This is a genomic window from Pseudomonas sp. Wu6 (genome assembly GCF_019891515.1).
In the GTDB taxonomy this organism is placed as follows: Bacteria; Pseudomonadota; Gammaproteobacteria; order Pseudomonadales; family Pseudomonadaceae; genus Aquipseudomonas; species Aquipseudomonas orientalis_A.
The window spans coordinates 150,542-173,620 of the sequence record NZ_JAFLXH010000004.1; the positions used below are offsets into that span (position 1 = coordinate 150,542).

The following is a 23,079-nucleotide window of genomic DNA, read 5'->3' on the forward strand; positions in this document are numbered from 1 at the left end:
GCTCGCGAAAAACGTCAACGATGACGCGTAGCGCCAGGTAAAAACGTGCGGTCCCTGCGCTTTTCGCGAGTAAGCTCGCTCCTGCAGGGGTGTTAGAGTAGGGCTGCTCAGTTGACCACAGGACTGCCCATGACTTTACCCTTCGTGAAGATGCACGCCCACGGCGACGACTTCATCATCATCGACCGCCGTGGCCAGGATAACCCCATTACCCCGCAAATCGCCCGGCGCCTGGGGGATCGACATACCGGTATCGGTTTCAATCAGCTCGCCGTGATTCTCGACTGCGAAGACGCCGCCGCCCGCGTGCAATTCTGGAACACCGACGGCACGCCCCTGCAAACCTGCGGCAGCGCGACACGCGGCGTTGCTGATCGCCTGATGCATGAAACCGGCACCCACGCCATTGTGCTGCGCACCGACCGAGGTTTGCTGACATGCGTGCGCGTCAGTGGCCAGCGCGTCTCGATAGACATGGGCGCGCCTTCGTTGGAGTGGGCCGGCGTGCCGCTGGCCAGGGCGATGGACACCCGCGTGCTGCCTATCGACGGTGAGCCGTCTGCCTGCGGCATGGGCAACCCGCACTGCACGTTTTTCGTGGACGACATCGCCGTCGTCGATGTCCAGGCCATCGGCCCGGCCCTGGAACGTCACCCGCTGTTCCCGGCCAGGACCAATGTGCATTTTGTCCAGGTGCTTGACCGCAACCGTATCCGCCTGCGTATCTGGGAACGTGGCGGTGGCGTGCCTTTAGGTTCCGGGTCGTGTTGCTGCGCGGCGGTGGTCAACGGGGTGCGGCGCGGGCTGCTCGATGACAAGGTAGAAGTCGAATGCGACGGCGGCACGCTGACGGTGCAGTGGGACGGGCAGGGCGGGGTGGTATTGACGGGCAGCGTCGAGCCGATCATGCAAGGTACGGCGTACCTGCCTGGAACGTCACGCTGAAGGTGGTGCCGCGCGTCGCGCAGGAGCTAACCGCCACATCGCCGCCGTGTACCCTGGCCAGTTCGCGCACGATATACAGGCCCAGGCCTACGCTGCGCACATCGCTGCCCTGGTGAGTGCCGCGGGTCATGGGCTCGAACAGCCCGGCCAGCAACGTCTGCGGAATCGGCGCGCCGTAGTTGTGTACCGACACCTCAGCGCCCCAGGCACCCAGGCGCGAGGTGATGGTGACCGGCTGTTGCAGGTCGCCATAGGCCACGCTATTGGCGACGAGATTGCCGATCACCTGCTGCACACGGTCGGCATCCAGGCACGCATTGCCAAGGCCCTGGGTTTGATGCACCAGCGTGGCTCTGGGGAAGGCCACCCGCAGTTCGTCCACGGCGCGATGAATCACGTCGTGCAGATCCAGCGGTTGGGCCCTGATGGTGATGCCCTGGCCGACCCGGGCCTGGGTGAAGTCCAACAGGTCGGCAATCATGCGCTGGGCGCGTTCGGACGACTGGTCGATATGCCCAAGCAACTGGAGTTCCTTGGGCGTGCGCTCGCCGCGTCGAAGAAAGTCCGACGCCATGCGGATCGCGGTCAGCGGGTTCTTCAAGTCGTGGCTGACAATCGCCACCATCTGTTCGGCGAACAACGCGCGTTGCTGGGCAATGGCATAGGCCTCGCTCAGTTCGGCCTTGGCCTGGTGCAGGGCCCGTTCGGTGGCGGTTTTTTCTTCAAGCAGCGCTTCGGCCAGCTTGCGTGCGTTGAGCAGCTCGCGCTCGTACTTGTCGCGGTCGGTGGTGCCGAACAGCGCCAGATCGTACACCACGCCCTCGGCCTGCTGGCGCTGACTGGCATTGAGCAGCACCGTGACTTTGTGCCCGTCGCGATGGCGAATGTCGAGCTTCACCTCGTTGACGCTGCCATGCATACGCAGCATCGGCGCCAGATGGGTCTGGTAGAAAATCCGTCCGCCCATGGTCAGCAGGTCTTGAAAGCGTTGCCCGATCAGTTGGGCTGCGCTGAGGCCGAGCCAGTCGCTCAAGCGCTGGTTGGCGTGCACAATCGTACCGTCTTGCCGGGTCACCGCCAGGGCACAGGCGGCGTTGTCGAACAGCGACTCAGCCGGCATTGGCGATTGCCCACGGCGCCAGGAACGTGTCCATCGCCGCCGCGCACGCCTGGGGCGCGCTCATGTGCGGGCAGTGGCCGATGTTGTCCACCAGGTGATAGGTGCTGTTGGGCAGCACGGCATGCAGGTATTCGCCAACGGCCACGGGCGCGATCAAGTCGTCGCTCGACTGCAGGATCAATACGGGCGTGGTCAGGCCGATCACATCCTGGCGGTTGTCCGAAAGAAACGTCACCCGCGCAAATTGCCTGGCGATGTCGGGTTCGGTGCGGCAGAAACTCGCGGTCAGTTCGGCGCTCAGTTCAGGTTGGTCCGGGGCGCCCATGATCACCGGCGCCATGCTGCTGGACCAGCCCAGGTAGTTGCTGTCGAGGGTGTCGAGCAGGTCGTCGATATCGCCGCGCTTGAAACCGCCGACATAGCCGTCGGTGTCGATATAGCACGGCGATGGGCCAATCATCACATGCGCCGCCACGCGCCCCGGGGCGAGACGGTCGGCAAGGGTGCCGATCATTGCGCTGACCGAGTGCCCCACCAGAATCACCGGGCCTTGGGCGTAGGCGTCGATAATTTCGTTGAGATCGCGGGCATAGCCGCCCAACGTCGCGTATTTGTCTTTATCGAACGCGCTGAGGTCCGACAGCCCGGCACCGACCAGGTCATACAGGACCACGCGAAAGCGTTCGAGAAAATGCGGCGCCAGGGCATTCCACATCGCCTGGTTGCAGCCAAAGCCATGGGAAAACACCAAGGTCGAAGACCCTTGGCCCATCACACTGACGTTGTTGCGGTGACGTAGGTCCATGGCGTTCTCGTAGATGGCTTAGTGCTATGCGGCGTAGCGGCAGTTTAGAGAGTCGCGGGCCCTGGGTCACGCGCTTGCACGCAGATAGGGTAAAGTCGGCGCCTTCAGGAAGAAACTTCAGGTAACAATACATGATGGTGATGCTACGGCAATCAGTCTTGAGCGTGCTGGTTCTGGTACTGGCCAGTCTGTTGATCACCGCCAGGGCCGACACGTCGCCTATCGGCGTTGCGCTTGACCAGCGCGTCATTGACTTGACCAACACCCTCGACGCGGACAGCGTCCAGCGCCTCAAGCAGCAACTGGCCGACCTGGAGCAGCGCAAAGGCGCGCAGGTCGCCGTATTGCTGGTGCCCAGCACCGGTGATACCGCCATCGAAGACTATGCCAACCAACTGTTCCGCGCCTGGAAACTGGGGCGCAAGGACGTCGACGACGGCATCCTGCTGGTGGTGGCCAAGAACGATCACACCTTGCGCATCGAGGTGGGGTACGGGTTGGAAGGCACGGTCACCGACCTGCTGGCCCATCGCATCATCGAAGAGCGCATCACGCCGGCGTTTCGCCAGGGCGACTTTGCCGGCGGTGTTCAACAGGGCGTGGACGCGCTGACGATGCTGGTGGACGGCGGCGACCTGCCCGAGGTGGCCGCGCCCCGGATCAATCCGCAGTTCATCGCGCTACTGGTGGCATTTGTGCTGGGCGGCCTGCTGGGTGTGCTGCTGGCTTCCCGCAAACTGCACTGGCACAAGGCGTTGATCGTTGCGGCGGCGGCCACGCTGTTACTGACGCTGCTGGGCGGCGGGCGGGAATGGCCGATGTTTCTGTTTGTCATGCCGCTGACCATAGTGATCGGCGGTGCCCTGTTTGGCGCATTGTGGCAGGTGCGGGCGCTGTTCTACGGCGTGATCGGGTTGTTGATCTATATCGCCGCTCTGGTGGTGGCGGACCGCTACGTGGACATCAGTTTCATCCATTGGCTGCTGTGGCCGGTGTGCGTGTTGGTGGTGCTGGGGTTGTACCTGGTGCTGCTGCTGATCATGCGGCACACCTGGCGAACCAGCCGCACCGGTTTTATCGTGCGACTGGTGGCGGCGGGCGTGGTGTATGGGGTGGCCGGGCTGGTGATCGATCACGGCCGCGACGGCTGGCTGTTGGCGTTCCCTATCGCGTCGTTCGTGGCGTTGATTCTTTTCGGCAAGGTCGGCGAGGGCTCGGGGTCTGGATCGGGCGGTGGCTCCGGTTCGAGTTCCAGCGGCTCCAGTTCCGGCAGCAGCTCGTCCGGTGGCGGTGGTTCCAGCGGTGGCGGCGGGGCGTCGGGGAGTTGGTAACGGGGTAGAAGACGCCACTGAGATCCAAATGTGGGAGGGGGCTTGCCCCCGATAGCGGTGGTTCAGTCAATACCTACAGTGACTGACACACCGCCATCGGGGGCAAGCCCCCTCCCACAGTTTTGACCGAGTTGGGCATGCCAGGTTGGTCGGATGCAGTTCTTTCAAAAACAGAAAACCGAGACTCTGTATCAAACCCCACTCACCAATTTCCCCCCATCCATCCGGCGCTTATACGCACTGTCCCGACTGGCCAACCAGAAGTACAACGGCGACGTCACCACCAACCCCACCACCCACGACAAATCCGCGCCGTTGATGTGTTCGGAGATCGGCCCCACGTATAGCGGCGTGTTCATGAAAGGAATCTGCACCGCGATCCCCACCGCATACGCCAGCAGTGCCTGGGGGTTGTACTTGCCGTAGATGCCGCCATCCACGCGGAAGATCGAGGCGATGTCGTATTGGCCTTTGTGGATCGCGTAGAAGTCGATCAGGTTGATCGCGGTCCACGGCACCAGCACTACGAGCAGCACCAGCACCATGTCGACGAAGTGGCCGATGAAGTCCTTGGAGGCGAACACCGCCGCAATCGCACAGGCCACCAGCACCACAATCGAGATCACCGCGCGGCTTTTCGCCGTGGGGATCCAGCGGTAGGCGAAGGTCTGCACCAGGGTGATGATCGACAGCACCGCGCCGTACAGGTTGAGGGCGTTGTGGCTGATCACGCTGAGCAAAAACAGCACCAGCATCAAGGGGCCGATGGAACCGGTGGCGAGTTTGACCGCCTCCATGGTGTCCATGCCGACGGGCGTGGCGAGCACGGCGACGGCGCCGAAGATGAAGGCCAGGCTCGAACCCAGCGCCGAACCCAGGTAGGTGGTCCAGAAGGTGGCGGCGACGGGCACATCGGCCGGCAGATAGCGCGAGTAATCCGAGACGTATGGCGCAAAGGCGATCTGCCACAGCGCGGCCAGGGACACGGTGGCCAGCCAACCGGAAATGTTGAAGCTGCCACGGGTCAAAAAGTCGCTGGTCTGCACATGGGTAAAGATGTAGCCGAAGCCCAGCACGATGCCGGCACCGAGTACCCAGGTGCCGATACGGTTGAGCACATGAATGAAGCGATAGCCGATGATGCCGATGATCCCGGAACCGATGGCGCCGATCACGATACCGACCGGCACCGGTACCGCATCGACCACGCCGTGCAGGGACTTACCGGCCAGCACAATGTTGGAGGCGAAGAAGCCGATGTACATCACGCCGGCAATCACCACCACCAACAACGCGCCAAGGGAGCCGAACTGGGCACGGCTCTGGATCATCTGCGGAATGCCCATCTGCGGGCCCTGGGCCGAGTGCAACGCCATCAACACACCGCCGACCAAGTGGCCGACCAGGATGGCGACGATGCCCCACACCAGATTGAGGTGGAACAACTGCACCCCCAGGGCGCCGGTCACGATCGGCAGCGGTGCGATGTTGCCGCCGAACCACAGGGTGAACAGGTCTCTTACCTTTCCATGGCGATCTTCCGGGGGCACGTATCCAATCGTGTGTTTTTCGATAAGCGGGGCGGAGGATGTTGCAGTGGTAACCATGACGAGCTCCAAGGCAAGGTGAGTACGTGGACGTACTTCGCTGTGCGCAGCAACGGCGGCGCTTTGTTGTTGCAGCGATCATCTGCAATGGACACGGGGAGGTAAATTAGTAAGTTTGTTGCTACAGACCTTAAAAAAAGTATCTCGCGGTGATTTTTGCTCCGGTATGTTGCATGGGCTCGGATCGATTAAAAAAGCCGGTTTTTCCTGCACTGGTCTGGGGCAAAACACCCTGTTTTTCGGAGGCCCGATGGCTGCCTACAACCTGCGCCAACTCAGATATTTCGTCACCACGGCCGAATGCGGCAGCGTCGCCGAGGCGTCGCGCAAGCTGTATATCGCGCAGCCGTCGGTTTCCACGGCGATCAAGCAGTTGGAAGACAGTTTCGGCGTGCAGTTGTTTATCCGGCATCACGCCCAGGGCATGTCCCTGACCCCCAGCGGCGCGCGGTTCTATCGCAAGGCGCTGGAGCTGTTGCGCGTGGCCCATGAGTTCGAACAGAACGCCTTGGCGGACAATGATGTGGTGGCCGGACAGATCGATATCGGCTGCTTTGAAACCGTGGCGCCGCTGTACCTGCCGCGCCTGATCGCCGGCTTCAAGGCGCGTTGGCCGGGAGTGGAGATCCGTATTCGCGATGGTGAGCAACAGGAGCTGGTACAGGCGCTGACGGCGGGTACCATCGACGTGGCGATGCTGTTCGAGCACGACCTGGGCGGCTCCATCGAAACCACGCCGCTGATGCCGCCGCAGCAGCCGTACGCGTTGTTGCCGGCCGATCATCGCTTTGCCCGGCAGGCCAAAGTGTCGTTGGCGGACCTGGTACTGGAACCGATGATCCTGCTGGACGTGCTGCCCAGTCGGACCTACTTCGTGAGCATCTTTGAAGAACGCGGGTTGACGCCGAATATCGTATTCAGCTCGCCGTCCATCGAGATGGTGCGCGGGATGGTGGGGCGTGGGTTCGGGTTTTCGATCCTGGTGACCAAGCCGTTCAGCGAGTACACCTATGATGGGCAGCAGGTGGTGTGTATTCCGTTGGTGGAAACCGTCACCGGCTCCGGGTTGTCGGCCGTGTGGCTCAAGCGCGCACCGCTGACCAAACCGGTGCAGTTGTTCGTCGATTATTGCCGTGAAGAACTGGCGCGATTACTCGGGTAAAAACACAGGGTCCAATGTGGGAGGGGGCTTGCCCCCGATTACGGTGGATCAGCTACAGATAAGTTGACTGATACACCGCTATCGGGGGCAAGCCCCCTCCCACATTTGATTTGTAGTGCATTCAGAGGCGGATGGCGTCGAGCATCCGCTGCAACATCGCATCGCAACCCTCGAGCTGTTCCAGGCTGACAAATTCATCCGGCTTGTGCCCCTGGTCCATGCTCCCCGGCCCGCACACCACGGTGGGGATACCGACTGCATCAAACAGCCCACCCTCGGTGCCAAACGCCACGGTGCCGAACGCCCTGGAACCGGAAAACGCCGCAATCAGCTCGGCGGCCTGGCTGCGCTCATCGGTGACCAAGCCCGGGTAGGCCGACAACTCGGTGAACCGGATCGAGCTCTGCCGGCTCACGGCCTGCATGCGCGGCAGTACCTCTTGCATGGCGTAGGCTTGCAGCGCCTCGGCCACTTCACCTGGGTCCGTCGAGGGCAGGGCACGTATTTCAAAATCAAACCGGCAATCGGCCGGCACGATATTCAGGGCCTTGCCGCCGCTGATCACTCCGGTCTGCACGGTGCTGAACGGCGGATCGAAGCGCGGGTCCTGGCGTGCGCGCAAGCGTTGGCCGATGCGCCCCAGTTCGCCGATCAACTCGGCGGCATGCTCGATCGCATTCACACCGGACGGTGCATACGCTGAGTGACACGCCTCGCCATGCACCTCGCAGCGCATCGCCAGCTTGCCCTTGTGGCCGAGCACGGGTTTGAGCTCGGTCGGCTCGCCGATAATGCACAGCAGCGGTTTTACCGGCCGTTGTTCCAGCACGCCAAGCAGCGAACGCACACCGAGGCAGCCGACTTCTTCGTCGTAGGACAGGGCGATGTGCACCGGCAGGCGCAACGGCGCCTCGATCAGTTCCGGCACCAGCGCCAGCACGCAGGCGATATAGCCCTTCATGTCAGCGGTGCCACGGCCATACAGCTTGCCGTCACGCTCGGTCAGTTGAAACGCTGGCAGGGTCCAGGGTTGCCCATCCACCGGCACCACGTCGGTGTGCCCCGACAGCACAATGCCGGGCAGTTCCACCGGGCCGACGCTGGCGAACAGGTTGGCCTTGCTGCGCGATTCGTTGTAGATCAACTCACTGGCTACGCCGAAGCCCGCCAGGTAATCGCGCACAAATTCGATCAACTGCAAATTGGATTCACGGCTGGTGGTGTCGAACCCCACCAGCGTCTGCAGCAGTTCGCGGCTGCGGCTCATCGCTCGTCACCGGCCACGCCGTAGCCCGGCGAGCGGTCGGGGGCGAGGGCGCGGTCGATGTAGTCCTGCACTTGCGGGCGGTAGGCGTCCCAGAGTGTTTGCAGTTCGTCGATGGGCGCTTCATCGGCCCAATCCACGCGCAAGTTGATGATCGGCCAGGTCAGCTCGCCCACCACCACCAGCGCGGCCGAATGCACTGGACCTGCTTCGCCGCCGGCGGCGATGGCGGCATGCATGGCCGCGAGCAAGCGGTCGGCCAACTGGCCTTCGCCGTGCTCGAAAGCCTGGACCATTGCTTCGATCACCCCCCGGTCAGCGAGCATATTGCCCGCCGCTACGCACTGTTCGCCCGACACGGCGTTGTGGGTGCCCAGGGTTTCGCTGCCGCTGAAATGCACGCTGCGGCCAAGGTGATCAATCGCGGTCAATTGCCGGTATTGGCTGTAGCCGTTGCGCGTCAAGGCGGTGTCGATGGCATCGGCAGGCGTGAGGCCTTGTTCGAGCAAATCGAGCACGTCGGGTCCGAGGGCCGGCAATGTGATGTTTTGCGTAGCGACCGCGCCCACACCGGGGCGCAGCCATGGGCAGCGGGCGCCCACGGCGATGCTCGATGAGCTGATAGCGATGCCCAACTGGCCGGTGTCCGCGCAGCGGCCGACGATTGAAAAGGTCATGGGTGGCTCCTTATTCGGGAATAACCGCGATCACGTCGATTTCCATCAGCCACTGCGGCTGGCCCAGGGCCGAGACCACCAGCCCGGTGGAGATCGGGAACACGCCCTTGAGCCACTTGCCGACTTCCTGGTACACCGGTTCGCGGTAGCGCGGGTCGATCAGGTAGGTGGTAGTCTTGACAATATGCGACAGATCCGAGCCCGCCTCCTCAAGCAGCTGCTTGACGTTTTTCATCGCCTGTTCGGCCTGGGCCCGCGGGTCACCAAGGCCCACCAGTTGGCCTTCGAAATCCGTGCCCACCTGGCCACGCACATACACGGTGTTACCGGCGCGCACGGCCTGGCACAGGTCGTTGTCCAGGCTCTGGTTGGGGTAGGTTTGCTTGGTGTTGAACATGCGAATACGGGTGTGAGTAGGCATTATAAAAACTCCGGCAAAGGGATCAGGCGCTGACAGGGGACGGGCGAACCAGCGAGGCGGGCGCGCGGTACTCAAGGTATTGACGCTGGATGGCGATGTGGTCCGCCACGTACTTGGCGTCGTGCCACACTCCCCAGATAAATGACGAGCCACGCCGTGACTGCCAGGGCAGCCCGAGGAAATAAATCCCGGCCTCGCTGGAGACGCCGCGCTGGTGCCGGGGCTTGCCGGCCGCATCGAACGCATCCACCTGGAGCCAGCTGTAGTCCACGGCAAACCCGGTGGCCCAGATGATCGAGGTGATGCCGGCCTGGGCCAGGTCCAGTTCCAGGATCGGCTGCTGGATGCAGTCGGCATCCGGGAACACGCGGCGGGCTTCGGGCTCCAGGGGCAGGTCGAGGCCGTTGCGCTCGATGTAGGCGTCGGCCGCATCCAGCAGGGCCAGGTAGTTCTCATCGCCACGGGCCAGGTTGTCCACCAGGTTGGCTTGGAACGTTGCCACGTTGCCATTGAAGGAGTGGGTGAGGCCGACCAGGGTCATGCCTTGCTGGGCCAGCTCACGAAAGTCGATGGTCTTGCCGCCGTGGGCGCCGCTCACCGCGATGGTCACGTGCTCACGGCCAGGTTTCATCGCCGCCTGGTCCCACTCGCCCAACACCCCCAGCCACCAGCAGAAATCGCGGTTGCGATAAGCGCGCGGCGGGCGGTCATGGGCGCCGACCGACAGGTACACCTGGCGACCGGCGCGCTGCAATTCATCGGCGATCTGCACCCCGGAAGAACCGGCACCCACCACCAGCACAGCACCTGCCGGCAATTGCGCGGGGTTGCGATAGTCGGCGGAATGGATCTGGTGCAGCGCAGTGTCTTTTGGCGCGATGGCCGGGATCACCGGCTTCTGGAACGGCCCGGTGGCGGCCACCACGCGGTTGGCTTCGATCACGCCTTCGCTGGTGTGCACGGTAAAGCCCGGGCGACCTTCGTTGCGCACCACCGACGTGACTTCCACGCCCGTGCGAATCGGCGCATTGAACTTGCATGCATACGCTTCGAAGTAGTCCGCCACGCGCTCCTTCGGCGCAAAGCCGTCGGGCGCCACATCATCGAATTCCAGACCCGGGAAACGGTCATGCCAGGCCGGCCCGTTGGCGACCAGCGAGTCCCAGCGCCCGGTACGCCAGCGCTCGGCGATGCGGCTGCGCTCGAGCACCAGGTGCGGCACGCCGTGCTTGCTCAAGTGCTCGCTCATGGCCACGCCGGCCTGGCCGGCGCCCACCACCAGGGTGTCTGTTTTTGTTATTGCTTGGGTCATGTGTCTGTCCTTGCGTAATGCAGTTGGATTCAGCTTGGGCATGACTTCAAGGCTAGGGGGAGGGTGGTTTTTAATAAAATATTATTAAGCTGGGAAGTGAGCATAAATATCGGATGCAGAGCGGGGGAGGTTAACGGGTGCACCATAGTCCAATGTGGGAGGGCAAGCCCCCTCCCACAGTTTTGGATCTAGAACTCCCCGGAGTATTTCACCGCCGCCGCCGCCCGCGTCGTCACCTTCAAGCTGCGCAGCAACGACGACACATGAATGCGCACGGTAAACGGTGAAATATCCAGGGCCTTGGCGATTTCCTTGTTGGTCTTGCCCTGGGCAATCAGGCGCAGCACGTCCTGTTGGCGCGGGGTGAGCGTATGGGTGTCCAGCGGCAGCAGGCCAGAGGGGGCGAACCTGACCAGCACTTCACCGTCGCGGATCGCCAGCAGCGCGTGGCCGATTTCGTCGGGGGCGATGTTCTTGCCGATAAAACCGTCGACGCCCAGGGCCATGACCTGTTCGATCAGCGCCGGATCATCCACCATCGAGACCACGATCAACGTGGTACGCCGCAGTTGCCGGCGCAGGTCGGCGAGCTGGCTGATGCAGGTCAGGCCGGGAAAGCGCAGGTCGAGGATCAGGGTGTCGATGTCGCCTGGGTCGAGCAGCAACCCATGCACCGCGTCCAGGTCGCCGGCTTCCTGTACCCGGGCCTCGGGCAGCAGGCGTTGCACGGTGCGCGCCATGGCTTCGCGAAACATCGGATGGTCGTCGGCGATAATAATCCGGCCGGTCATGGTGAGCTCCTTGCTGGGCATGGCTGTGTGCAGGCATGCTGTTTTATTATCGGGCCCAATGCCCGCCTCGCTCATATAAAGGGCCAGGGCTATGACAACAAGGACGTAACCCATGGGGCTCGAGACCAACTCCGAACTCGACCAGGCGAACCTGCGCATTGTGGTGGCAACCATCGCCATTGTGTATATAGGCGTGCTGGGCTTTTTGCCCGGGCATTCGCTGGACACTTACTGGCCGGTGCTCCTGTATATCGTCCTGTTCCTGCTGGCGTCCATTGCCTTGCGCCAGGTGATCGCGCGTTGGCCCGGGCATTACCCGGCGCGGCGGATTTTCGGCATGCTCCACGACTATACCGGCACTTCGTTTGGGCTGGTGGTGGGCGGTGAGGCGGCGTTGCCGCTGTATGCGGTGATGGTGTGGGTCAACCTGGGCAACGGCATGCGCTATGGGTCGCGCTACCTGGCGATTGCCACGGGGCTGGCGTTGTTGGCGCTGTTGATGGTCTACCAGCTCACGCCGTGGTGGCAGGCACAGCCGTTCATGGTGCTGATGCTGATGATCACCAGCACGGTGATTCCGATCTACGCGCATATCCTGCTGGAGCGTACGCGCAAGGCCTCCGAACAAGCCATCGCCGCCAACCTGGAAAAATCCCGTTTTCTCGCCCAGGCCAGCCATGACCTGCGCCAGCCGATCCACTCCATCGGCCTGTTCACCGCCTGCCTGCGCGAAGCCCGCCTGGGTGATGACGAACGGCGGCTGGTGGACAATATCGATCGCTCGCTGCTCAACGTGTCGCAGTTGTTCCGTTCCATTCTCGACCTCTACACTCTGGACAACGGGCGTCTGCTGCCCAAATACCAAGTGATCCATCTGGGCGATTTTCTCGCCGACCTGGTACGCCAGAACGCCGAAGCCGCACGCTGGGCGGGTGTGGAGTTGCGCTTGCGACCGTGCGCCCACTGGGTGCTGGTGGATCCAGGGATGCTGGCGACCATGGTGCAAAACCTGCTCTCCAATTGCTTCAAGTATGGCGCGCAACGGCCAGTGCTGATCGGTGTGCGTATTCGCGATAACCGCTTGGTAATAGAGGTGCATGACCAGGGCCGGGGGATTGCAGGGGAGCATCTGGCGAAGGTCTTCGAAGAGTTCTATCGCGTGCGCCAACTGCGCGACAAGGACGTCGAAGGCGTCGGCCTGGGGTTGTCCATCGTCAAGCGCCTTGGGCAGTTGATGGGGCTGCAGGTGAGCCTGCGTTCGCGGGTGGGCCGTGGCACTTCGGTAGGTCTGCATGGCCTGGCCCTGGCCACTGCGCCGGCTCAACCGGCATCGCGTGACGACGCACGCCAGGCCGGCCTGCTCAGCGGTTTGAAAGTGTGCCTGGTCGAAGATGACCATAATGTGCTGCTGGCCACCCAGGCGCTGCTCGAACGCTGGGGCTGCGAGGTGCAGGCCGAGTCCACGGGGCAGGGCCTGGTCAGCGACTGCGACATCATCGTCGCTGACTATGACCTGGGCAACCACGCCACCGGCATCGAATGCATCGACCACTTGCGCCGGCAACGCGGCTGGGCGGTGCCGGCGCTGATCCTCACCGGGCATGATGTGGAGAAAATCCAGGCTGCGTTGCACGACCGTCAGATCGCCATTCTGTCCAAACCGGTGCGCCCTGCAGAACTGCGCGGCGCCTTGCGTGAGCTCAGCCAGGAAAAAATTATTGTGTGAACGGCGTCAACCCATTGCCTCGCGCACCCTTGGGCATGCAGTAGGCCGCGGGTTTCATCAGGCCAAAGCTGGCAATCGCAAACGCGCCGCCGCTGGCACCGCTGGGCACCGAGCAGTTGTACTCGCCGGAGGCGGTGTTGACCACGTAGTAGGTGGTCATGGAGTCGCTGCGTACATTGGAGATGCGTTTGACCGGTTCGCCCAGGTTGGTCTCTGAGAGTTTCTTGAGATGGTCTTCGGTGGGTTTGATATTGCTGCAACCGGCAACGCTGATGATCAAGGCGCCGAGCAGGGCAAGGCGCGTCACAGGGGAGGGGAGTTTCATAATGCTTCTTCCTTGGGATTGTTTTGGTTTTTCCAGCGCGCAACGACCCTTCGCGCATTGAGTGCGCGGTGTTGGCTGAGCGTTGGAAGTGCCGGGGAATATAGCGCCGGGGGAAGCGCGGGTCGATTAGCACACATGGGCTAATGGCATATTGAAATCAAGGAAGGAAGAAGGCTGTGTTGCAGATAAAACGAGCTACGCCAGAGGATGCCGACAGCGCGTTTGAGATTCGTCGTGAGGCTATTCTCGGCCAATGCATCGGCGCCTACACCGCAGAACAAATGGCGCTCTGGACGCGTGGCAGTGCGAGCGATGGTTACAGCGTGCTGATGGAAAAACGCTTCTACCTGGGCTGTGTGAACGGCGAGCCAGTCGCCACCGGCATGCTCGATCTTGCCAACAATGAAGTCGGCGCCTTGTTTGTGCGTCCCGCATTCACCGGGCGGGGGTATGGCAAGGCAATGCTCGACCACCTGGAGACGGTCGCGCGTCATATCGCCGTTGAAGAGGTGGTATTGGATGCGACGCTCAATGCGGTGAGTTTCTACAGGGCGTGCGGCTATGTGGGGGATGAGCAGGCGGTGTATCACTCGCCCTCGGGGTTGGTGTTGGCGTGTGTGCCGATGGTCAAGCGCCTGCGGCTGATGAGTGAGTCTTGAACCAAATGTGGGAGGGGGCTCTCCCTCATCGAGAGCCCCCTCCCACAGGGATTTCAGCGGTTCAGGAACGCCAGCAGGTCTTCATTGAGTTGTTGGGTATGGGTAGCGCCAAACCCGTGGGGCGCGTCCTTGTACACCTTCAGTTGCGCGCCCTTGATCATTTCGGCCGCGACCTTGCCGGTGGTTTCGAACGGCACGACCTGGTCACCGTCACCGTGGATGACCAGGGTCGGCACGTCGATGCTGGCCATGTCCGGGCGGAAGTCGGTCTGCGAGAACGCGGTCACGCAGTCCACGGTGGATTTGAGCGAGGCCTGCAGGGCGATCTGCAGGGTCTGGGTGAGCACACCGTCTGAGACTTTCTGGCCCTTGTTGAGGCCGAAGAATGGCGTGTTGAAATCGCTGATGAACTGCGCGCGATCCTTCAGCAGGCCGGCCTTGATGCCATCGAATACGTCGTCGGGCACGCCCTGCGGGTAATCGTCCTTCCGGCCGAAGATCGGCGTCACGGCGCCGAGCAGCACCAGGCCGGCGACCCGTGCGCTGCCATGGCGCGCAATGTAGCGGGCCACATCGCCGCCGCCCATGGAGAAGCCCACCAGGGTCACGTCCTTGAGGTCCAGATGTTCGATCAACTGGGCGATATCGTCAGCGAAGGTGTCGTAGTCGTTGCCGGTCCACGGCTGGTCCGAGCGACCAAAGCCCCGGCGGTCGAACGCGAGGGTGCGAAAGCCACGGCTGCTCAGGTATTCCATCTGGTATTCCCACATGTCGGCATCCAGCGGCCAGCCGTGGCTGAACAACACGGGCTTGCCGCTGCCCCAATCCTTGAAATAGATCCGGGTACCGTCTTTGGCAACGAATGTGCTCATCTGAAACTCCTTTGTCTGCATGAAAACAGTGAGTTGAAAATCCGCCTGGGCTTATGTCTCGAAAGCTTGCGCCCAAAGCCGCCGCGCGGCTTGTATGGACGTGCTCGGTTGAACGTTTCAGCGGCCAGGCGTGTCCACCGAACTCTTCCGTCAGATCATACAGGTGAACGAAATGGCCAGGACTTACAGCTACGCCGCTCGGGACTCCAAGGATTCGCTCAAGCCCTTTACCTTCGAGCGCCGCGCCCCCGGCGCGGATGACGTACAGATCGACATTCTGTATTGCGGCGTGTGCCATTCCGACCTGCACACCGCCCGCAACGAGTGGAACAACACTCTTTATCCTTCGGTCCCCGGCCATGAAATCGTCGGCCGTGTGACGGCGGTCGGCGCCAATGTGAAGACGTTCAAGGTGGGTGACCTGGCCGGTGTCGGCTGCATGGTCGACAGCTGCCAGCAATGCGCCTCCTGTGCCGAGGGCGAGGAGCAATATTGCGAGAATGGCTTCACCGGCACCTATAACGGGCCGCTGTTCGGCGGCGAAAACACCTACGGTGGCTATTCCGACAACATCGTGGTCAAGGCGCAGTTCGTGCTGCGCATTTCCCACGACGACACCAACCTGGCGGCAGTGGCGCCGTTGCTGTGTGCCGGGATTACCACCTATTCGCCGTTGCACCACTGGAAGGTCGGCCCGGGCAAAAAAGTCGGGGTGGTCGGCCTCGGCGGGCTAGGGCACATGGCGGTGAAGATTGCCCATGCCATGGGCGCCCATGTGACGCTGTTCACCACTTCACCGAACAAGCGCGAAGATGGCCTGCGCCTGGGTGCCGATCAGGTGGTGGTGTCGAAGAACGCGGATGAAATGGCCAAGGTTGCCAACAGCCTGGACTTCATTCTCAACACCGTCGCTGCGCCGCATAACCTGGATGCCTTCATCAGCCTGCTCAAGCGCGACGGCACCATGACCTTGGTCGGCGCGCCTGACAGCCCGCACCCGTCGCCTGCGGTGTTCAACCTGATCTTCAAGCGCCGCAGCCTGGCGGGTTCGTTGATCGGGGGGATTCAGGAAACCCAGGAGATGCTCGATTTTTGTGCCAAGCACGGGATTGTTTCGGATATTGAGATGATCGATATTCAGGGGATCAATGAGGCGTATGAGCGGATGCTCAAGGGGGATGTGAAGTATCGGTTTGTGATTGATATGGAGAGTTTGAAGAAGGAGAGTCGTGTGGCTTGAGCGCAAGTGCGGCGGATTTGGAGCTGACCGGTATCTTGTGCCGATCCGAGGCCCAAATGTGGGAGGGGGCTTGCCCCCGATGGCGGCCTCTGGGCTGGCCAGTATCTTGGATCAGACCGAGTACATATCCATTATTTAGGTAACGGCCACTTAGGGTTCCGCTTTTACAGCGGCTCACTTTTGAAAAGCGCAAAAGTAAGCAAAACGCTCTTGCCCCACCACTCGGCACCTCGCTAATGCTCGGTGTGCCCTCTCTCCGGCTTGAATCCGTGGGCCGCCGCAATGGGCCATCCCTGGCCCAGTGCGGCTAACCCGGCGTCCTGCCGGGTTACCCACGAATTCAAGCCTGCGTTCGGCCAGCGTGGTTTAACGGGGCGCCTAAGATCAAAAGCCAGATCAAGAGCGGCTCGCTTCGCATCGTGGTTACGGGTGGGCGCGGCTGCGTTGTGTAGGAGCGAGCTTGCTCGCGAAAAACGTCAACGATAACGCGTGCTTCCTGACTCAACGCGGCGCCTGTGAGTTTTTCGCGAGCAAGCTCGCTCCTACAGATGGCGGTGTACGCAAGCCCGCGTATCCACGATGCGAAGCGAGCCGCTCTTGCTTTTGATCTTAGGCGCCCTGTTAAACCACGCTGGCCGCAATTCGATATTGATGTGGGGGGTAAACCGGCAGGACGCCGGTTTAGCCGCCCCGCGCCATGGATGGCGCGTGGCGGCGGCCCCCCACATCAATGTCGGATTGTGGGCACACCGAGCCTAGGCGAGGTGCCGAGTGGTGGGGCAAGAGCCCTTTTGGTTACTTTTGGGGCTCTTTTCCAAAAGTGAGCCGCCGTAAGGGCGGAACCCATAGCAGCCGTGACCGCAGAAACGGATATGTACCCGGTCCAATCCAACATCCCGGCCACCCCCCACCCCCGACTGACGGCTATTGTCAGAAATTTCCCACAGGAGTACAAATGTACTCCATGACAACCCTGACCCCCCGCCGTACCGCCATCCTGACCTTCATCCGCGACCGCATCGCGCAGCAAGGCCAGTCCCCCAGCCTCGCCGAGATCGCCGAGGCGTTCGGCTTTGCCTCGCGCAGCGTCGCCCGCAAGCATGTGGTAGCCCTGACCGAAGCCGGCTTTATCGAAGTCAACCCCAACCAGGCTCGTGGTATTCGCCTGCTCAATCAACCGCCGCGCCCGGAATGGCTGGACATCCCGGTGCTCGGTCGTGTGGCCGCGGGTCTGCCCATCGGGGCGGATGCCGAAGTGCACAATCGCCTGCAACTGGACCCCGCCACGTTCGCCAAAACCCCGGACTACCTGCTGCGTGTGCAGGGCGATTCGATGATCGAGGACGGTATTCTCGATGGCGACCTGGTGGGCGTGCGGCGCAGTGCCGAGGCCTTGAACGGGCAGATTGTGGTGGCGCGCCTGGACGGTGAAGTCACCATCAAGCGTTTCGAGCGCACGGGCGACAAGGTGCGCCTGCTGCCGCGCAACCCGGCGTATCAGCCTATCGTGGTCGGGGCCGATCAGGACCTGGCTATCGAAGGGGTGTTCTGCGGCCTGGTGAGGCAAGGCTGATGGGCGCCGTGGTTGCCCTGGACTCGCTGTTCAATGGCGGGCGAGTCTGGAAGGGCCGGCCCGCCGCGCCACCGGCCAGTGTGCATCCCACGGGGCTGGCGGCGCTGGACGCGGTGCTGCCCAGCGGCGGCTGGCCGGAGGCGGCCTTGAGTGAAATCCTGATGGCCCGGGACGGCGTGGGCGAACTGCAACTGGTGCTGCCGACCCTGGCGCGCTTGTCGGCGCTGGGCGAGCGCATTGTGCTGGTGGCGCCGCCCTACACGCCGTACCCCCACGCCTGGCAGAACGCCGGGGTGGATGTGCGCCAGCTCGCAGTGATCCAGGCCCAGGAGCGTGATGCGCTGTGGGCGGTGGAACAATGCCTGCGCTCGGGCAGTTGCGGCGCGGTGTTGTGCTGGCCGCACAAGGCCGATGACCGGGCCTTGCGCCGTTTGCAGGTGGCGGCGGAAACCGGGCAGACCCTGGCGTTTGCCTGGCGCTCCTTGAGTGAGGCGATCAATCCATCACCGGCCGCCTTGCGCCTGGCGGTCGAGTCACGGCCGGCACAAGTGCGCGTGCTCAAATGCCGGGGCGGCCTGGCTCACCCGGCGCCGATTGCCCTGGCGGGGCATTGAGGTTGCCATGCGCTGGGTCTGTATTGTTTTCCCGCAATTGGCGCTGGACGCCGTGCTGCGTGCCCATCCCGAGCCCGATCAGCCGCTGGCACTGCTGGCCGGTACGCCGCAGCGGCGCGTGCTGCAAACCGTCAATACCGCCGCCCGCGCCCTGGGGTTGCGTCCCGGCCAGTCGCTGACGGCGGCGCATGCGCTGACCAAGGCCTTTGCCTGCGCTGAATACGACCCGCTGGAGATCGAGCGCTGCCAGCAATTTCTGGCCGCCTGGGCCTACCGCTTCAGTTCCCAGGTCAGCGTGTATTACCCGCGCGCCTTGCTGTTCGAGATCGAGTCGAGCCTGGGCCTGTTCGGGCCCTGGCCGCAGTTCGAAGCGCGCTTGCGTCAGGAGTTGACCGAGCTGGGCTTTCGGCACCGCATCGTCGCCGCGCCCAATCCAGCGGCGGCGCGGGTGTTGGCCAATCGGTACGATGGCCTGGCGGTGGCTGATGACAGCGCCTTGATGCAGGCGCTGGCGCCACTGCCGGTCGACCGCGCCGGGATTGACCCGCAGGCCGCCATCGCCTTGTCGCGCATGGGCCTGCGCACGTTGGCCCAGGTGCAGGCGCTGCCCCGGCATACCCTGGCGCGGCGCTTTGACGCCAGCCTGCTCAAGCACCTCGACGCCCTGGCCGGGCAGCGGCCATTGGCCCTGGGTTTCTATCAACCGCCGGACCGGTTCGATGTGCGCATCGAGTTGAATTTCGACGTGCAATCCCACCAGGCCTTGCTGTTTCCCTTGCGCCGCCTGACCGCTGACTTGTCCGCCTTCCTGTGCGGGCGTGACAGTGGCGTGCAGCGTTTCGACCTGCACCTGGAGCATGCCCAGGCGCCCGACAGTGTGATCAAGGTCGGCCTGCTGAGTGCCGAGCGCGAGCCCTCGATGCTGTTCGAACTGGCCCGTGGGCGCCTGGAACAGGTGCAAGTCACGGCACCGGTGCGCGGGTTTCGCCTGGTGGCCCAGGACTTGCCGGTGTTCGTGCCGCAGCGCCAGGACCTGTTCGATGACCGCCCGCAACAGACCCTGCCCTGGGAACAATTGCGCGAACGCCTGCGCGCACGCCTGGGCGATGAAGCGGTGCAGGGCCTGCGCTTTCACGCCGACCATCGCCCTGAGTGCGCCTGGCAAAACGCCGTTGACCCCCGTCCATGCCCGACCTTGAACAAGGTGCGGCGCCCTGGCTGGTTATTGCACCAGCCGACCTTGCTGGCCGAGCAGGGCGTACAGATCCTGATGGGGCCGGAACGCATCGAATCCGGCTGGTGGGATGGCGCCGATATCCGCCGCGACTATTACCTCATCCAGACCCGCACCGGCCAGCAAGGCTGGGCCTACCGCACGGTGGGGCAACAGGATGGTTTGTGGTTGCAAGGCTGGTTTGCATGAAAGCCCATAGGTCGCCACCCTCTGTAGGAGCGAGCTTGCTCGCGAAGGTGGTTAACGATAACGCGGGGCACCAGAATGAATGCGGTGCCCTTGGGTTTTTCGCGAGCAAGCTCGCTCCTGCAGGGGCGGGGCAGGCATGAGCTACGCCGAGCTGCATTGCCTGTCCAACTTCAGCTTCCAGCGCGGTGCCTCCAGTGCGCTGGAATTGTTCGAGCGCGCCAAACGCCAAGGCTACAGCGCCCTGGCGATCACCGACGAATGCACGCTGTCGGGCATCGTGCGCGCCTGGCAGGCGGCCAAGGCGCTGGAGCTGCCGCTGATTATCGGCAGTGAAGTGCGCCTCGAGAACGGGCCGACACTGGTGCTGCTGGTGGAAAACCTGAGCGGTTACCAGCACCTGTGCCGCTTGATCACCCTGGCCCGACGCCGCGCCGAAAAGGGCAGCTACCGCCTGCTGCAGGAAGACTTCGAGCAACCGCTGCCCGGCCTGCTGGCGTTGTGGGTAGCGCAGGACAGCGACACCCAGGCCAGCATCCAGTGGCTGCGCCGCACCTTCTCCGAGCGCCTGTGGCTGGCGGTGCACCTGCACTGCGGGCAAGACGATGCGCGCCATCTGGAGCAACGCCTGCAACTGGCGGCCAGCCTGCAGATTCCGGCCGTCGCCTGCGGGGATGTGCACATGCATGCGCGCGGCCGTCGTGCCCTGCAAGACACCATGACCGCCATCCGCCATCACGTCCCGGTGGCCGAAGCCGGCCTGCACTTGCACCCCAATGGCGAGCGGCACCTGCGCAGTCTCGATGCCCTGGCCGCGCTGTACCCCCAGGCCCTGCTCGATGAAACCCTGGCCATCGCACGGCGCTGCACTTTCGACCTCGGCCAGTTGCGCTATCACTACCCGCGTGAGCTGGTGCCCGCAGGCCATGATGCCGAATCCTGGCTGCGCACCCTCACCCAGGAGGGCATTGCCCAGCGCTGGCCCGAAGGCATTGACCCCAAGACCCTGGAGCAGATCGACAAGGAACTGGGGCTGATCAGCGAGCTGGGCTACGAAAGTTACTTCCTTACCGTGCACGACATCGTGCGCTTTGCCCGCAGCCGTTCGATCCTGTGCCAGGGCCGCGGTTCGGCGGCCAACTCGGCGGTGTGTTTTGCCCTGGGCATCACCGAGATCAACCCGAGCCTGAGCAACGTGCTGTTCGAACGCTTCCTGTCCAGGGAGCGCAACGAGCCGCCGGATATCGACGTGGATTTTGAACACGAGCGCCGCGAGGAAGTGCTGCAATACGTCTTCCAGCGCTATGGCCGCACGCGTGCAGCGTTGACGGCGGTGGTCAGCAGTTACCACGCCACCGGCGCGGTGCGCGATGTGGCCAAGGCCCTCGGGTTGCCGCCGGATCAGGTCAACGCATTGGCCGACTGCTGCGGGCGCTGGAGCGACGACGCGCCGCCATTGGAGCGCCTGCGCGAAAGCGGCTTCGACCCGGACAGCCCGCTGCTGCGCCGCGTACTGACCCTGACCGGGCAATTGATCGGCTTTCCCCGGCATTTGTCCCAGCACCCCGGCGGCTTCGTGATTTCCGAATACCCGCTGGACACCCTGGTGCCGGTGGAAAACGCCGCCATGGCCGAGCGCACCATCATCCAGTGGGACAAGGACGACCTCGACGCCGTCGGCCTGCTCAAGGTGGATATCCTCGCCCTGGGCATGCTCAGCGCGATCCGCCGCTGCTTCGATTTGCTGCGCCGCCATCGCCACCAGGATTGGAGCCTGGCAACTATTCCCAAGGAAGACCCGGCCACCTACGCGATGATCAGCAAGGCAGACACCATCGGCGTGTTCCAGATCGAATCGCGGGCGCAGATGTCGATGCTGCCCAGGCTCAAGCCGCAAACCTTCTACGACCTGGTGATCGAAGTCGCCATCGTGCGGCCGGGGCCGATCCAGGGCGGCATGGTGCATCCGTATTTGCGGCGCAGGAACAAGGAAGAACCCACCACGTATCCGTCGCCTGAATTGAAAGTGGTGCTGGAGCGCACCCTGGGCATCCCGTTGTTCCAGGAACAAGTGATGCAGATCGCCATGGTCGCCGCCGACTACAGCCCCGGCGAGGCCGACCAGTTGCGCCGCTCCATGGCCGCCTGGAAACGCCACGGGGGCCTGGAACCGCACCAGCAGCGGCTGCGCGACGGCATGCTCAAGAACGGCTACACCGAAGCCTTTGCCGCGCAGATTTTCGAGCAGATCAAAGGCTTTGGCAGTTATGGTTTTCCCGAGTCCCACGCGGCCAGTTTTGCCTTGCTGACCTACGCCAGTTGCTGGCTCAAATGCCATGAGCCGGCGGCTTTCGCCTGCGCGCTGATCAACAGCTGGCCAATGGGCTTCTACAGCCCGGACCAGATCCTGCAGGACGCGCGCCGTCATCGCCTGCAGATCCGCCCGGTGCACGTGCAGGCCAGCGACTGGGATTGCAGCCTGGAACCCATCGACGGCGCGCAACCGGCGATTCGCCTGGGGCTGCGCATGATCTCGGGCTTTCGCGAAGACGATGGGCGGCGCCTGGAGGCCGTGCGCCAACGCCGTGCGTTCAGCGACATCGCCGACCTCGACGCCCGCGCCGGCCTGGATGCGCGCGCCCAGGCCTTGCTGGCGGATGCCGGCGCCTTGCGCGCTTTGGCCGGTAACCGGCATCAGGCCCGCTGGGAGGTGGCCGGTGTGCAGACCCAGCTGGGCCTGTTTGCCGGGCTGCCGAGCCCCGATGAAGCCGATGTGGCATTGCCTCAACCCACGGTGGGCGAGGACTTGCACGCCGATTACGCCACGCTTGGCACTACCCTGGGGCCGCACCCTTTGACGCTGCTGCGCGCGGAACTGCGCAAGCGCCGCTGCCGCAGTTCCCAGGAACTGCTGAGCGTGGAGCATGGGCGCAATGTGAGCGTGGCCGGGCTGGTCACCGGGCGCCAGCGTCCCGGCACCGCCAGTGGTGTGACCTTTGTCACCCTGGAAGATGAGTTCGGCAACCTCAATGTGGTGGTCTGGCGCGACCTGGCCGAACGTCAGCGCAAGGCCCTGGTCGGCTCGCGACTGCTCAAGGTGGACGGGCGCTGGGAGGCGGTGGGCGAGGTGCGGCATTTGATCGCCGGGCGCCTGACCGACCTGTCGCCGCTGCTCGATGGCATGGTGGTGCGCAGCCGGGATTTTCACTGAGGCC

At 63.3% G+C, this 23,079-nt stretch carries 20 protein-coding genes; 10 read left to right on the forward strand and 10 right to left on the reverse strand.

The features are described from left to right. Positions 1-129: 129 nt before the first annotated feature. Complete coding sequence (gene dapF / locus J1G34_RS04040; protein ID WP_065936173.1) at positions 130-945, forward strand: diaminopimelate epimerase; 816 nt, start codon at positions 130-132, stop codon at positions 943-945. Here dapF and J1G34_RS04045 read toward each other — a convergent pair. Then, positions 905-2,065, reverse strand: coding sequence for a PAS domain-containing sensor histidine kinase (locus J1G34_RS04045; RefSeq protein ID WP_065892915.1), 1,161 nt, complete (start codon positions 2,063-2,065; stop codon positions 905-907). The two genes, dapF and J1G34_RS04045, sit on opposite strands and share 41 nt — an antisense overlap. Then, positions 2,055-2,870, reverse strand: coding sequence for an alpha/beta fold hydrolase (locus tag J1G34_RS04050; RefSeq protein WP_222993396.1), 816 nt, complete (start codon positions 2,868-2,870; stop codon positions 2,055-2,057). Before J1G34_RS04050 ends, J1G34_RS04045 begins: the two co-directional genes overlap by 11 nt. 131 nt (positions 2,871-3,001) lie before the next feature. Between J1G34_RS04050 and J1G34_RS04055 the strand changes: the two genes are divergently transcribed. Beyond that, positions 3,002-4,201 carry a TPM domain-containing protein gene (locus tag J1G34_RS04055; protein ID WP_222993398.1) on the forward strand — a complete coding sequence of 400 codons (1,200 nt, stop codon included), beginning with the start codon at positions 3,002-3,004 and terminating at the stop codon, positions 4,199-4,201. Positions 4,202-4,392: 191 nt separating this feature from the next. Here the strand turns inward: J1G34_RS04055 and J1G34_RS04060 are convergent, their stop codons facing one another. After that, positions 4,393-5,808, reverse strand: a complete 1,416-nt coding sequence (locus tag J1G34_RS04060) for a purine-cytosine permease family protein (protein ID WP_065892918.1) — start codon at positions 5,806-5,808, stop codon at positions 4,393-4,395. Between the two features lie 250 nt (positions 5,809-6,058). On the opposite strand from J1G34_RS04060, the gene J1G34_RS04065 reads away from it, so the two are divergent. Continuing rightward, the gene (locus J1G34_RS04065; RefSeq protein ID WP_222993400.1) at positions 6,059-6,970 is read left to right on the forward strand and encodes a LysR substrate-binding domain-containing protein; all 912 of its coding nucleotides are present in this window, start codon (positions 6,059-6,061) and stop codon (positions 6,968-6,970) included. Between the two features lie 121 nt (positions 6,971-7,091). On the opposite strand, the gene argE is transcribed toward J1G34_RS04065, so the two are convergent. The 5 genes from argE to J1G34_RS04090 all read right to left on the reverse strand — a co-directional run bounded on the left by argE (position 7,092) and on the right by J1G34_RS04090 (position 11,435). Beyond that, complete coding sequence (gene argE, locus J1G34_RS04070; RefSeq protein WP_222993402.1) at positions 7,092-8,237, reverse strand: acetylornithine deacetylase; 1,146 nt, start codon at positions 8,235-8,237, stop codon at positions 7,092-7,094. Then, on the reverse strand, positions 8,234-8,911 hold the full coding sequence (locus J1G34_RS04075) for a DUF1028 domain-containing protein (RefSeq protein WP_065892920.1): 678 nt from the start codon (positions 8,909-8,911) through the stop codon (positions 8,234-8,236). The genes argE and J1G34_RS04075 overlap by 4 nt, the downstream gene beginning before the upstream one ends. 10 nt (positions 8,912-8,921) lie before the next feature. Further along, the gene (locus tag J1G34_RS04080) at positions 8,922-9,332 is read right to left on the reverse strand and encodes a RidA family protein (RefSeq protein ID WP_065884765.1); all 411 of its coding nucleotides are present in this window, start codon (positions 9,330-9,332) and stop codon (positions 8,922-8,924) included. A gap of 22 nt (positions 9,333-9,354) precedes the next feature. Further along, the gene (locus tag J1G34_RS04085; RefSeq protein WP_370737783.1) at positions 9,355-10,686 is read right to left on the reverse strand and encodes a flavin-containing monooxygenase; all 1,332 of its coding nucleotides are present in this window, start codon (positions 10,684-10,686) and stop codon (positions 9,355-9,357) included. Positions 10,687-10,832: 146 nt separating this feature from the next. After that, the gene (locus J1G34_RS04090; RefSeq protein WP_065884763.1) at positions 10,833-11,435 is read right to left on the reverse strand and encodes a LuxR C-terminal-related transcriptional regulator; all 603 of its coding nucleotides are present in this window, start codon (positions 11,433-11,435) and stop codon (positions 10,833-10,835) included. A gap of 112 nt (positions 11,436-11,547) precedes the next feature. Here J1G34_RS04090 and J1G34_RS04095 point away from each other — a divergent pair, with 112 nt between their 5' ends. After that, positions 11,548-13,161, forward strand: coding sequence for an ATP-binding response regulator (locus J1G34_RS04095; protein WP_065892922.1), 1,614 nt, complete (start codon positions 11,548-11,550; stop codon positions 13,159-13,161). Here J1G34_RS04095 and J1G34_RS04100 read toward each other — a convergent pair. Further along, positions 13,151-13,486, reverse strand: coding sequence for a hypothetical protein (locus J1G34_RS04100; RefSeq protein ID WP_065884761.1), 336 nt, complete (start codon positions 13,484-13,486; stop codon positions 13,151-13,153). The genes J1G34_RS04095 and J1G34_RS04100 overlap by 11 nt on opposite strands. A 176-nt stretch (positions 13,487-13,662) precedes the next feature. On the opposite strand from J1G34_RS04100, the gene J1G34_RS04105 reads away from it, so the two are divergent. Continuing rightward, positions 13,663-14,145 (forward strand): GNAT family N-acetyltransferase, encoded by a 483-nt coding sequence (locus J1G34_RS04105; protein ID WP_065892923.1) that lies wholly within the window; start codon positions 13,663-13,665, stop codon positions 14,143-14,145. Positions 14,146-14,198: 53 nt separating this feature from the next. Here J1G34_RS04105 and J1G34_RS04110 read toward each other — a convergent pair whose 3' ends face one another. Continuing rightward, positions 14,199-15,017 carry an alpha/beta fold hydrolase gene (locus J1G34_RS04110; protein ID WP_222993404.1) on the reverse strand — a complete coding sequence of 273 codons (819 nt, stop codon included), beginning with the start codon at positions 15,015-15,017 and terminating at the stop codon, positions 14,199-14,201. Positions 15,018-15,189: 172 nt separating this feature from the next. On the opposite strand from J1G34_RS04110, the gene J1G34_RS04115 reads away from it, so the two are divergent. The 5 genes from J1G34_RS04115 (at position 15,190) to J1G34_RS04135 (ending at position 23,075) form a co-directional block, all read left to right on the forward strand. After that, entirely contained in the window at positions 15,190-16,257 is a 1,068-nt protein-coding gene (locus J1G34_RS04115; protein WP_065892925.1) for an NAD(P)-dependent alcohol dehydrogenase, read from the forward strand. 955 nt (positions 16,258-17,212) lie between these two features. Further along, on the forward strand, positions 17,213-17,830 hold the full coding sequence (lexA, locus tag J1G34_RS04120) for a transcriptional repressor LexA (RefSeq protein WP_222993406.1): 618 nt from the start codon (positions 17,213-17,215) through the stop codon (positions 17,828-17,830). Further along, positions 17,830-18,444 (forward strand): translesion DNA synthesis-associated protein ImuA, encoded by a 615-nt coding sequence (gene imuA, locus J1G34_RS04125; RefSeq protein ID WP_065891791.1) that lies wholly within the window; start codon positions 17,830-17,832, stop codon positions 18,442-18,444. The genes lexA and imuA overlap by 1 nt, the downstream gene beginning before the upstream one ends. Before the next feature lie 7 nt (positions 18,445-18,451). Continuing rightward, positions 18,452-19,867, forward strand: coding sequence for a Y-family DNA polymerase (locus J1G34_RS04130; protein ID WP_222993408.1), 1,416 nt, complete (start codon positions 18,452-18,454; stop codon positions 19,865-19,867). Positions 19,868-20,003: 136 nt separating this feature from the next. After that, positions 20,004-23,075: an error-prone DNA polymerase gene (locus J1G34_RS04135; protein ID WP_222993410.1), complete on the forward strand. Its 3,072-nt coding sequence runs from the start codon at positions 20,004-20,006 to the stop codon at positions 23,073-23,075. The last annotated feature ends 4 nt before the right edge of the window (positions 23,076-23,079 follow it).